Here is a 12,806-nt window from a genome sequence, read left to right as displayed (position 1 = left end):
TAAGGTTTGTACCTGATTTTTTCAAGGCGGGCAAAGACCACTTTTCGTTTGCATTTATGGATAAATGTGTTAGTATTACTTATGGTTAAAAAGGTTTACTGGACAAGTATGCCTTTTTATAGGAAAGAGGTAATATGGCAGCGTACGAAAGTTTTGCAGAGGTCTATGACCTTTTTATGGACAATGTGCCTTATGATGTGTGGAAAGACAATTTACTGGGCATCTTGGCGCGGTATAAAATTACAGAGGGGCTGGTAGCGGATCTGGGCTGTGGCACCGGCAAGATGACAAGACGGCTGGCAGAATCCGGCTATGACATGATCGGCATTGATAATTCTTATGAAATGCTTGGCATTGCCATGGAGTATCCTGCAGAGGGCATCCTTTATCTGTGTCAGGATATGCGTGCTTTTGAGTTGTATGGCACGGTCGCGGCAGTGGTCAGTGTATGTGATTCCATGAACTATATCGTGGAATATGCAGATCTGGTCGAGGTTATCCGCTTAGTCAATAATTATCTGGATCCGGGCGGTATCTTTGTCTTTGACCTGAATACGCCGTATAAGTATCGCAGTCAACTGGCGGATAATACTTTTGCCGAGAACCGCGAGCAGGGCAGTTTTATCTGGGAGAATACCTTTGACGAGACGACCGGGATCAACGAATATGACCTGACGCTCTATATTCAGGATGAGGAAGATCCAGATTACTTTATGCGATTTGAAGAGGTGCATTATCAGCGCGCCTATGAGATAGAAGCGATAAAAAAGGCATTGCGTGAGGGAGGGATGGATCTGCTTGAGATCTTAGACGCAGATACCATGACGCCAGTATTGGAGGAGACTGAGCGCATGTATGTCATTGCAAGAGAAGTGGGAAAGAAGAGAGGATAAAAGATGAGTGCATATAAAGATTACATTGTAAGAGCAACCGCGGCAGATGATGCTATTCGTGCATTTGCCATTACATCAAAGGATCTGGTGGAATTTGCCAGAGCAAGCCACAATACCAGTCCGGTCGTTACCGCGGCACTGGGACGTATGCTTTCGGCGGCTGCCATGATGGGCATTATGATGAAGGGGGACGACGACATGCTGACCCTGCAGATCCAGGGCAACGGACCGATGAAAGGGATCACGGTCACAGCGGATGCCAAGGGACATGTCAAGGGCTTTGCCAATGTGCCGGATGTCATGCTGCCCCCCAATAAGGATGGCAAATTAGATGTCGGCGGAGCCATTGATCTGGGCATCATGCGCGTGATCAAGGATATGGGCTTAAAAGAGCCTTATGTGGGCACGGTACCGTTGCAGACAGGCGAGATCGCCGAAGATCTGACTTATTATTTCGCGACCAGTGAACAGGTGCCGTCTTCAGTTGGACTTGGCGTTTTGATGAATAAAGATAATACCGTGGCACAGGCAGGTGGCTTTATCATCCAACTCATGCCTTTTACTTCCGATGAGATCATTGAAAAATTAGAGGAAAATATCAAAAATCTGCCATCAGTGACAACCATGTTATCCGAGGGCAAGACGCCGGAGCAGATCTTAGAGACCGTTCTGGCAGGCTTTGACGTGACCTTCCATGAGACAGTGGATGCGGGCTTTGTCTGCGATTGCTCCGCAGAGCGTGTGGAGCGAAGTCTGTGCAGTCTTGGGGATGAGGACGTGGCAGACATCATTGCGGATGGCAAGCCGATCGAGGTCAAATGTCAGTTCTGCAACAAGGCATACAATTATACCGTGGACGAATTGATCGAGATGCGTAAGCGCAAATAAGATAAGAGAGAAGAGTATGAAAGACGGATTTATCAAGGTGGCTTGTATCACACCAAAGGTGCGTGTCGCAGATGTCACTTATAATGTAAAACAGATACAAGAGGCGATGGAAGCAAGTGCTAAGGCGGGGGCTATGATCGTGGTATTCCCGGAACTTTGCATTACAGGATATTCCTGCCATGATCTCTTTTATCAGCGCACTTTGCTGACGCAGGCAAAGGCAGGGCTTCTTAGCCTGGCAAAAAAGACGGAAGACCTATCCGGTATCTTTTTTGTCGGACTGCCATGGGAGCATCAGGGCAAATTATATAACGTTGCAGCAGCGCTTTGCGGTGGAAAGGTACTGGGACTTGTGCCAAAGACCTATCTGCCAAATTATGCAGAGTTTTACGAGGCAAGACAGTTTACACCGGGTATGCAGGAGATCGTAAATGTCTGTCTGGAAGGACAGGAGACTGACATACCTCTGGGAACAGATCAGGTCTTTCGTTGTAGAGAGATACCGGAACTTGTCATAGCCTCCGAGATCTGCGAAGACCTGTGGACACCGTGTCCGCCATCCGGCAGGCATTGTCTGCACGGAGCGACCCTGATCGCCAATCTGTCTGCCAGCGATGAAGTGACAGGCAAGAATGCATACCGCAAAGATCTGGTGGCAATGACATCGGCACGCCTATATTGTGCCTATCTCTATGCCAGCGCAGGCGAGGGCGAATCCACGCAGGATGTCGTCTATTCCGGGCATAGCCTGATCGCGGAAAACGGCAGTATCTTAGTAGAGAGTGACCTCTTTGCGACCGGAATGGTCCTAAGCGAAATAGATGTCTATGCAATCGCTGCAAAACGCCATATGATGTCTACCTATGAGATGACAGATGCCGACTATTATGAGACCTATTTTTCTCTGTCTTTGCAGGAGACGAAACTGACACGTTTTGTAGACAAGGCACCATTTGTACCATCAGATGAGGCAAGCCTGCGCAGACGCTGCGAGGAAATCTTAGACATCCAGTCTATGGGCTTGAAGAAGCGGCTGGCACACACCGGAGCAAAAACGGCGGTGATCGGCATTTCCGGTGGTCTGGATTCGACCCTGGCACTTTTGGTTACCGTGCGTGCTTTTGATATGCTGGGACTGGATCGCAAGGGCGTAATCGCTGTGACCATGCCGGGATTTGGAACGACAGACCGTACCTATCAGAATGCGGTTTCTATGATAAAAAGTCTGGGAGCGACTTTCCGTGAGATTTCGATCCGGGATGCTGTGCTTCAGCATTTTGCAGATATCGGACAGGATGCCGAATGCCATGACGTGACTTATGAAAACGGACAGGCTAGGGAACGCACCCAGATCCTCATGGATATTGCCAATAAAGAAGGAGGCATGGTCATCGGAACCGGTGATATGTCAGAACTGGCGCTTGGTTGGGCGACCTACAATGGCGACCATATGTCTATGTATGGGGTCAATGTATCTGTACCAAAGACTCTGGTGCGCTATCTGGTTTCCTACTATGCGACCTATCTTGCCGATGAAGCATTGGCAGATGTGCTGCGCGATGTCTTGGATACCCCGGTATCGCCGGAACTCCTGCCTCCAAAGGATGGCGTGATCGCGCAAAAGACAGAAGAATTGGTAGGCCCATACGAATTGCATGATTTCTTCTTGTATCATCTGATGCGTTATGGCAGTGAGCCGAAAAAGATCTATCGTCTGGCAAAATATGCCTTTGCAGAGGATTATGACGAAGCCACGATCCTAAAGTGGCTGCATACATTTTATCGCAGATTTTTTGCGCAGCAATTCAAACGCTCGTGTCTGCCGGACGGACCAAAGGTTGGTACGGTCAGTCTGTCACCGCGAGGAGATCTCAGAATGCCTTCAGATGCATGTGCCGAACTATGGTTAGAGCAGATCGCATCCTTATATAAATGAGCGTAGAGTAAGGGAAAGGTAGTTATTATGTTAAAGTTATTTTCAAAAAAGGGTGAAGAAACGGACGCACCATCGACTGTGGAAACGAGCACAGAAGAGAAAAAGAACGTTGACAAAAAGAAGATCGCCATCATTGGTGGCAGTGTCTTAGGTGCGCTTTTGATCGTATTTGTGGGATTTGGCATCTTTTTCCAGAGCCACTTCTTTTTCCGCAGCACGGTCAATGGTGTGAAGGCTTCTGCAGCCAGTGAAACCACCATGAAGACCCGTCTGCAAGATGCGGCAAAGGGATATGATCTCACCGTGGTAGACAGCGAAGGAGACAAGGAAACACTTTCTTCCGATGAATTGGGACTCAAGATCGACATCAGCGACAAGAAGATCAAGACACTCTTGAAGAAACAGAACGGTTTCCTCTGGGTATATCGTCTGTTCGTACCGGCAGAGTATATGGATGATGCATTGGTTTCCTGTGATACCGATACGCTGGAAAAGAATGTGGCAAAACTCTCCTGTGTGACCAATCAGGATGTCAAGGCGACCGAAAATGCAAAGGTCTCCTACAAGGATGGTTCTTTTGTTGTCACCAAAGAAGTCTACGGTACGGAGATCGAGGTTGAAAAATTAAACAAAAAGGTAGAACAGGCAGCCTTATCTTTGCAAAAGACCCTGGATCTGACCAAGGATAAATGTTACAAACAGCCGAAATACACCGAGGATAGCAAGGAAGTCAAGAAACTCATCAAGACCCTCAATGGCTATCTGGATACCAAGATCACTTACCAGATCGGCAGTGCGACCGAGTCTGTGCCAAAGGATACGATCGGCACATGGCTTTCCGGTGACGACGATATGCAGCCGGCATTTGATACCGAAAAAATGAAAGAATTCGTCTCTACCATGAGCAAGAAATACGATACTTACGGACAGCCAAAACAACTGGCAACACAGTATGGCGTGACCGTTACCGTACCGGGTGGCAACTACGGATGGCGTATCGACAAGGATGGCGAAGTGGCACAGTTGACCGAAGATCTCAAGGGTGGTAAGGATGTCAGCCGTGATTTCGTTTATCAGTACACAGCAGCCAGCCATGACGGCAACGATTATGGCAACTCTTATGTGGAGATCAACCGTACGGCACAGCATGTATATCTGGTCGTAAACGGATCTGTTGTTATGGATACTCCTTGTGTTACCGGAAATCCAAACAACGGTCATGTGACTCCTTGTGGTGCTTTTCGCATTACATATTGTGAGAGAAATGCGATCCTTAAGGGAGCAAACTATAGAACACCGGTATCTTATTGGATGCCGTTTAACGGAGATATCGGTCTGCATGATGCGACCTGGCAGAAGTCCTTTGGTGGACAGCGTTACCGTGAGGGCTATGGTTCTCATGGCTGTGTCAACCTGCCACTTTCGGCTGCCGGCACCATCTTTAGTTATGTGCAGGCAGGCTTCCCGGTACTCATGTATGATCTGGCAGGCACAGAGACCGTGGATTCTTTGACCCAGCAGCAGGCAGATGCCTGCAAGAATGCCATCAATGCGATCGGAAGCGTGACGGTGGACAGCGGCGCAGCCATTTCTGCAGCACGTAGTTCTTACGATGCCTTAAAAGATTCCGGCAAGGCTTGTGTAGACAACTATCAGGTATTGGTAGATGCCGAAAATGCATATGCAAATATCTGGGCTGGTATTGCACAGCAGGCAGATGCGGATGCACAAAATCAGGCAAATACAGTCATTGCATTGATCGATCAGATCGGCACACCGGTGACGGCAAACAGCAAGGCAGCCATTGATGCAGCACAGAATGCCTACAACGGATTGTCGGATGCCGCAAAGGCAAAAGTCAGCAACAAGGCAGTTTTAGATGCGGCAGTTGCAGCATATAACGCATTATAGAAAGGACAGAGGCAGATGAGTGGATGGGAGACATATGTTAGAAAAGTGGAACCTTATGTTCCGGGCGAACAGCCAAAACGTAAGGTGATCAAACTAAATACCAATGAAAATCCTTATCCACCAAGCCCTCGGGTGCAAAAGGTCTTAGATGGATTTGATGCGGAAGAACTCCGGCTATACCCGGATCCCGAAGCCGCAGATCTGATCGAGGCGATTGCTTTAGAAAAAGGACTTTCCAAAGATCAGATCTTTGTCGGTGTCGGATCGGATGATGTCCTTGCCATGAGTTTTCTGACTTTCTTTGGCAGTGACAAGCCTATCCTCTTTCCGGATATTACCTATTCTTTTTATGATGTCTGGGCAGAACTTTTCCGTATTCCTTATGTACAGATCCCTTTGCAGAAGGATTTCCGTATCTGTATCGAGGACTATAAGAGAGAAAATGGCGGGATCGTGATTCCCAATCCAAATGCGCCGACCGGGATCGCAGAGTCTTTAGATGCCATCGAGGAGATCTTAAAGACAAATCCGGACTCTGTCGTGATCATTGACGAGGCATATGTGGATTTTGGAACAAAAAGTGCGCTGGCATTGTTACCAAAATATGAAAATCTTTTGGTCGTACAGACTTTTTCCAAATCCAGATCACTGGCAGGAAGCCGTATCGGCTATGCCATGGGCAGCCCCAAACTGATCTCTTATCTGAACGATTGTAAGTACTCCTTTAACTCTTATACCATGGATCGACTGACCATACAGATCGGCAAGGCATCCATGGAGGATACACCTTATTTTAAGGAGCAGGTCGACCGTATCGTTGAGACCAGAGAATGGGCAAAAGAGCAGTTGCGGCGTCTGGGATTTACTTTTTTGGATTCCAAGGCAAACTTTATTTTTGCAAGCCATGCCAAGATGGCGGCTGCAGTTATTTTTGCGGCTTTAAAAGAAAAGGATATCTATGTGCGCTACTTTAACAAGCCGCGCATTGACAATTTCCTGCGCATTACCATCGGCACCAAAGAGGAGATGGAGCGTCTGTTTGCGGCATTGGAAGAAATCTTGCAGCAGGCATAAAAGAAGAGAGAGAGGCAGGCAATCATTTATGGATTGGTTGAATATGATTATCAATGTCATCGCTATTTTTGCAGGGCTTGGGATTTATCTGGGCGTCATGCATACCAAGTGGGGACGCGAGCATGAAGGCTATCAGTATGCCATTATGTTGGCGGCAATCATAGCGGCATGTCTGGTTGGCGGATTGCTCCGCTTTATCTTTGGATAAAGACTTTTGGCATGAAGGGATGACACAAGTCATAGAATGGCAAAAAAAGGAGAGATGAGCATGGCAGAGGCTTCAAACTGTGAAATGTGCAATAATTTTGTCTATGATGACGAAGATGAATGTTATGTGTGTGATATGGATCTGGATGAGGATGATATGGTACGTTTTTTGATGGGAAATACGGCGTCCTGTCCTTACTATCAGTCCAATGACGAGTATCTGATCGTGCGTCATCAGATGTAATTTATGGATGTGATCAGCGATAAGATAGATGCATCGCTGCAACTGGCGTTGCAACTTCCTACAGAAGAACTGGAGAAATCCGGCAGTCTGTCGGCAGGCTATGAAAAAGAAAGCCAGTCATGGGAGTTGATCCTGCGTCTGGCAGGATCGGTTCAGACCTTGCGGCAGGCTTTTCCCCAGGCAAGTTTTCAGGAATTGAGCGGTGGCTATGTCACGGCACTTGTCCCAGAGGATGCGATCGAGGCGCTGGCGGCGCAGGATAGTGTGATTTATATAGAGCAACCCAAACGGATCGTAACAGGAGTGGCACAGGGCGTGCGTGCATCCTGTATCTGGCCGTTACAACAAGAGATGACCCCGGTAGGACCTTTGTCTGGCCGGGGGATTTTTGTCGCCATTATCGATTCGGGCATTGATTATTTTCACCCGGATTTTCGCAATACGGATGGAAGTAGCCGGATCGCATGGCTTTTTGCGGATGGAAAAGAATACAGTAAGGCGCAGATCGATCAGGCGCTGGCAGCGGAGGATCGCACGTCGGCACTTTCTTTAGTACCGGTGACAGATCCGTCCGGGCATGGTACCCATGTGGCAGGGATTGCGGCAGGAAACGGCAGGGCATCCGGGGGGAGAAACCGGGGAGTGGCATATGAAAGTCCCCTGATCGTCGTAAAACTAGGGACAGCCCGATCCGGTGGATTCCCTTTGACCACACAGTTGATGGAAGCAGTGGAGTATGTCAAGCGAAAATCCATAGAAGAAAGGAAACCGGTGGCGATCAATATCAGTTTTGGAAATAACTATGGATCTCACACAGGAACATCGCTTTTGGAGACTTATCTATCCCAGGTGGCAAATCAGTGGAAGATGGCGATCGCGATCGGTACCGGGAATGAGGGACAGGAGGCATTGCATCAGCAAGGGAGACTGTCTGCATTCAGACAGGAATTAGGAATCGAACTGGCAGTGGATGTCTATGAGACCAGTGTCAATCTGCAATTTTGGAAACGCTATCAGGATGTTGTGGATTTGGTGCTTTTGGCACCGGATCAGAGTCAGGTTTTCCGTTTTTTAGATAGTGAGCAGGGAGTCGCGGAAGGGCAGATCGCATCTTATGTATGGAACAATACAGAGATTCATGTTTTCTTTGACGCACCAAGTCCCTACCAGATTTATCAGGAGATTTATTTTGCATTTTTGCCAAAGACAGATTATGTGGATGCTGGCGTCTGGACGATCAGGCTCTTGCCTCGGCGGATCAAGGATGGCTCTTATGCTCTTTGGCTGCAGACGGGGGGAAGTCTGAATGAAAATACCGGCTTTTTACAGGCGAGTGAGGAAACGACTTTGACGGTGCCGTCGACTGCCGACAAGGTCATTTCGGTGGGAGCATATGACAGCAGGAGAAATCAGTATGCCTCCTTTTCGGGGAGGGGATTTGCTTGGGTGACCGGGGAAGTCAAGCCGGATCTGGTGGCACCGGGTGTGGATATCACATCCTGCGCGCCGGGCGGTGGTTATGTGACAAGAAGCGGCACTTCCATGGCAACACCTTTTGTGACCGGTTCGGCTGCCCTGATCATGCAGTGGGGGATTCTGGAAGGGAATGATTCATATGCCTATGGGGAAAAGTTGAAGGCATATCTTTTGCGTGGGGCGCTTCCCTTGCTGGGAGAGCCTATGCCGTCTGAGAGGACAGGATGGGGCAAGTTGTGCTTAAGGGATAGTCTGGAATAAGTAAGGATGGTTTTTTCGCGGCAGTCGCGTTATAATAAACATAATATTGACGTGATATCGTGGGGGAATTTATGCAGAGTTTTGTGGATAAGATCAAAAGTTTTTTCAATGTGCGTACCAAGGGTATGCGGCTGGTTCTATTTAATGTGATGGTCGTGGTCGCAGTGCTGGGCGGAGTATTTTCTATTATCATGGCAATAGCATCGCTATTGCCGGTACAGCCGGTGCCGATCTTTATTGTGGCAATTCTGATCGCTGTCCTTCCTTTTTATCTGGCAAATTATAAGGGGCGGCTGGGTGTAGCCTCCAATTTTATGGTTATTGTGAGTTGCTTCTTTTTATTTCCTGGCATCTTTTTCTCCCAAGGCGGTATTGAAAGTGGAATGTCCAGTTGGTTTGCGCTGGGAATCTTATTTATTTTCCTGCTTTTGGATGGCGTAAATTTTGTTGTTATGTTGTCTTTGGATGCTATCGTTATCATCGGTTGTTATTGGCTCTCTTACAAATATCCACAATTGGTGCACGGGCAGATGCTGCGGGCAAGTTTTTTCCTCGATGTGGTTCAGAGTATCTTTGTCACGACGGTGGCGGTAGGTCTGATCGTCAAGGTGCAGGCATGGATGCAAAAGCAGCAGGATAGCATCGTGGAGGAGAAAAACAAACTTCTGGTGGAAGTGACGCAAAAAGCAAAGCATGCGCAGAGAGAGGCGGAGATCGCCAACCATTCCAAGAGCAATTTCCTTGCAAATATGTCGCATGAGATCCGAACACCGATCAATACGGTTCTGGGCATGGATGAAATGATCCTGCGTGAGACCAGGGAAGATAATACCAGAAGTCTGGCACAGGATATTCGGACTTCAACGGAATCCCTGCTTGAGATCGTCAACGAGATCTTGGACTTTTCCAGAATTGAATCCGGTAAGATGGAATTGATGGCAGATGATTACGAACTGTGTGATGTGCTACACGATACCGTGACGGTATTCGGTCTGCGTGCTAAGGAAAAGGGCTTGTATCTGCATATCCATGTGGATGAGAAACTGCCTGCCATGTATCGGGGAGATTCCCTGCGCCTGCGCCAGATCATCAATAATATCATGAGCAATGCCATCAAATACACCAGAGAGGGCGGTATCAATTTTTCCGTGACCGGGCACCAGGAAGAAGATTCGGAAGTCCTGCATTTTGAGATCGAAGACACCGGTGCGGGGATCCGGGAGGAAGACCTGCATCGTCTTTTTGAGGCATTTGAGCGTATCGACGAAAAGACCAACCGCAACATCGAGGGTACGGGACTTGGTATGGCGATCACGGCAAATCTTTTGCATATGATGGACTCTAACCTACAGGTCAGGAGTGTCTATGGGCAGGGCTCTACCTTTTATTTTGATCTAAAACAGCGTGTCAAAGATTGGACCCCGATCGGGCATTTCCAGGTCAAGGATAAAAAGAATGCAGACAACAGCAAAGAGCAGCATTTTACTTTTCTGGCGCCAAATGTGCATGTTCTCCTTGTGGATGACAATGCCATGAACCGCAAGGTCTTTTGCAAACTGCTCAAGCATACACAGATCCAGATCGACGAGGTGGACAATGGCTTTACCTGTCTGGAAATGGTCAAAAAGCGCCATTATGATATCATCTTTTTGGATCATATGATGCCGGAACTGGACGGTGTCGAGACTTTTTCTTATATGCAGAGCATGCAGGAGAACCGCTGCAAGGATACGCCGGTCATCGTACTGACGGCAAATGCCATCATCGGTGCCAAGGAGCAGTATATGCAGATCGGTTTTACGGACTATCTGTCCAAACCGATCGATTCCCATCGCTTGGAAAATCTGATCGTAGAGCAACTGGCACTCCACAATATCCATGTGGAGCCTATAGAACTTTCCGGCAATAACTCCGAAGTCTACGGTGAAAAAAATCACGAAGCCTTACAGGAACTGCCGCAGGTGGAAGGCTTTGACTGGGAATATGGGCTCTTGCATTTTCTGAATGCGCAGATGTTGTGGGAATCCGTGGAAGATTTTTATAATGGCTGTGAGAGCGCTGTTGCGGAACTGGATCTTTTATATCAGGATATTTCCGGCCCTAAGGGGATAGATGCCTATCGGATCAAGGTGCATGCCCTAAAGAGCAATCTGGCGTTGATCGGAGCCATGCAGGCATCCGCGCTTGCCAGGATCTTAGAATATGCGGCAAGAGACGGCAAGGAAGAACGTCTGCGACATCTGCATGGCGTTTTGATGGAAGAAGTCGAGGCTTGCAGGCAAAATCTTTCGGTGCATATGCAGCCGTTAGAAAAGAAACCAAATATGACAGATAGAGCATGGATCCTTGGTATGCCTTCTATGTTATGTGCCGATGCGGAAAATCTGGATTATGACGGCATAGATCAGATCATGCAGATGCTGGAGGGCTATGCCTATGAGGAAACTTTGCAGGTAAGGATCGATCAACTGGCGGCTAGTGTCAGAAATCTGGATCTGGATACCAGTATTGCGATCTGTGAGCAGATGAAAGATATACTGGAAAAGGGCAAGGCTGACACTTGACATGTGGGGCGCATGAGTATAACATGAGATAGGACTTGGTGTTTGATGCAGGGTATCGGACATTATAAAATAAAAGATAAGAGGTCAAGCGATGAAAAAGGTTGAAGACTACATAAGAAGTATTCCGGATTTCCCGGAGGAAGGCATTATCTTCCGTGATGTTACAAGTATTTTGCAGGAAGCAGATGGACTACATTTGGCAATCGATGAGATGATCAAGTTGCTGGATGGCGTGGATTTTGATGTGATCGCAGGAGCAGAGTCCAGAGGATTTATCTTTGGTGTGCCGATCGCCTATGCGCTGAACAAGCCATTTGTGCCGGTTCGTAAGGCTGGTAAACTGCCATGCGCTACCGTATCCAAGACATATGATCTGGAGTATGGTTCTGCAACGATCGAGATGCACAAGGATTCTATCAAGCCGGGACAAAAGGTGGTATTGGTAGATGATCTGATCGCGACCGGTGGAACGATCGAGGCTGCTGCACAACTGGTAGAAGAACTTGGCGGCGAGGTTGTCAAGATCGTATTCTTGATGGAACTTGCAGGACTTCACGGCAGAGATAAGTTGGCAAAGTATGATGTCGCATCTGTTGTGACCTATGAGGGTAAATAAAAGACAGGCTTTTGAAATGACAAGAGGCATGCTGCGTGCATGCCTCTTTTGCTTTTTGTGTCTTCTTATTCTGCCTGTAAGCGTTCGATTAGAGGGATGACCTTGGAAAGATCGCCAGCCCAGTCATAAAGCAGTGGCTCAATGTCCGGTGTCGGCATGGTAAGATCCGGGATCATGACGGTAATACATCCGGCATCATGTGCCGAACGGATCCCGTTAGGCGAATCCTCCAGAGCAAGACAATGCGCCGGATCCGCGCCCAGTTCCTTGCAGACATGCAGATAGACATCCGGGTGAGGCTTGCCCTGTTTTACCATGGAAGCACTGATCACGGTATCAAAAGCGTTTTCCAGTCCGACTGTCTTTAAACGTTCCAAAGCGCGATCCAGTTTGGTGGCAGTGGCAACAGCCGCCCGGATCTTGTGGTCTTTGAGATAGGTCAGCAGTTGGTCTAAGCCCGGTTTTGTCTCGATACCTTCTTTTTCCATGAGAGCCAAAACCAGTTTTGTGTTGTATTGGTGCACGGTCTCAAAGGAGAAATCCTCCCCGTAGCGGCTGCCCCAGAGTTTTTGTGCATCCGCGTGATTGAGGCTTCGTTGCATCAGGGCATCTTCTCTGGTAAAATCAGGATAACCGCAGGCGGCAAAAGCGAGTGGCCAGGTGCGGTTATAAAATTTTTCGGTGTCTGTAATGGTTCCGTCCATATCAAAGATTACGGCATCTAATTTCATGAAGA

Annotated in this window: 11 protein-coding genes; 10 read left to right on the top strand and 1 reads right to left on the bottom strand. The window is 48.0% G+C overall.

Annotated features, from left to right (window positions below; translation table 11 throughout):
• Window positions 1–134: 134 nt before the first annotated feature.
• The 10 genes from H8R94_RS03430 (at window position 135) to H8R94_RS03385 (ending at window position 12,070) form a co-directional block, all read left to right on the top strand.
• Complete coding sequence (locus H8R94_RS03430; protein WP_186853897.1) at window positions 135–893, top strand: class I SAM-dependent DNA methyltransferase; 759 nt, start codon at window positions 135–137, stop codon at window positions 891–893.
• Window positions 894–896: 3 nt separating this feature from the next.
• A complete protein-coding gene (gene hslO / locus H8R94_RS03425; RefSeq protein ID WP_118280791.1) occupies window positions 897–1,781 on the top strand; it encodes an Hsp33 family molecular chaperone HslO in 885 nt (294 codons plus the stop codon).
• A 16-nt stretch (window positions 1,782–1,797) separates the two neighbouring features.
• Window positions 1,798–3,717, top strand: a complete 1,920-nt coding sequence (locus H8R94_RS03420; protein ID WP_186853896.1) for an NAD(+) synthase — start codon at window positions 1,798–1,800, stop codon at window positions 3,715–3,717.
• A 27-nt stretch (window positions 3,718–3,744) separates the two neighbouring features.
• Window positions 3,745–5,628, top strand: coding sequence for a peptidoglycan binding domain-containing protein (locus H8R94_RS03415; protein WP_186853895.1), 1,884 nt, complete (start codon window positions 3,745–3,747; stop codon window positions 5,626–5,628).
• Window positions 5,629–5,643: 15 nt separating this feature from the next.
• A complete protein-coding gene (gene hisC / locus H8R94_RS03410) occupies window positions 5,644–6,702 on the top strand; it encodes a histidinol-phosphate transaminase (RefSeq protein ID WP_186853894.1) in 1,059 nt (352 codons plus the stop codon).
• 28 nt (window positions 6,703–6,730) lie between these two features.
• On the top strand, window positions 6,731–6,910 hold the full coding sequence (locus H8R94_RS03405) for a hypothetical protein (protein WP_186853893.1): 180 nt from the start codon (window positions 6,731–6,733) through the stop codon (window positions 6,908–6,910).
• Window positions 6,911–6,970: 60 nt separating this feature from the next.
• Window positions 6,971–7,153, top strand: coding sequence for a DUF6472 family protein (locus H8R94_RS03400; protein ID WP_186853892.1), 183 nt, complete (start codon window positions 6,971–6,973; stop codon window positions 7,151–7,153).
• 3 nt (window positions 7,154–7,156) lie between these two features.
• Complete coding sequence (locus H8R94_RS03395) at window positions 7,157–8,890, top strand: S8 family peptidase (protein ID WP_186853891.1); 1,734 nt, start codon at window positions 7,157–7,159, stop codon at window positions 8,888–8,890.
• A 71-nt stretch (window positions 8,891–8,961) separates the two neighbouring features.
• Complete coding sequence (locus H8R94_RS03390) at window positions 8,962–11,454, top strand: response regulator (RefSeq protein ID WP_186853890.1); 2,493 nt, start codon at window positions 8,962–8,964, stop codon at window positions 11,452–11,454.
• Between the two features lie 91 nt (window positions 11,455–11,545).
• Window positions 11,546–12,070, top strand: a complete 525-nt coding sequence (locus H8R94_RS03385; protein ID WP_118280798.1) for an adenine phosphoribosyltransferase — start codon at window positions 11,546–11,548, stop codon at window positions 12,068–12,070.
• Window positions 12,071–12,135: 65 nt separating this feature from the next.
• Here the strand turns inward: H8R94_RS03385 and H8R94_RS03380 are convergent, their stop codons facing one another.
• The gene (locus tag H8R94_RS03380) at window positions 12,136–12,801 is read right to left on the bottom strand and encodes an HAD family hydrolase (protein WP_186853889.1); all 666 of its coding nucleotides are present in this window, start codon (window positions 12,799–12,801) and stop codon (window positions 12,136–12,138) included.
• Between the last annotated feature and the right edge of the window lie 5 nt (window positions 12,802–12,806).

This window comes from Roseburia lenta, from assembly GCF_014287435.1.
Taxonomy (GTDB): Bacteria; Bacillota; Clostridia; order Lachnospirales; family Lachnospiraceae; genus Pararoseburia; species Pararoseburia lenta.
This window is presented reverse-complemented; position numbering and strand designations above follow the sequence as displayed.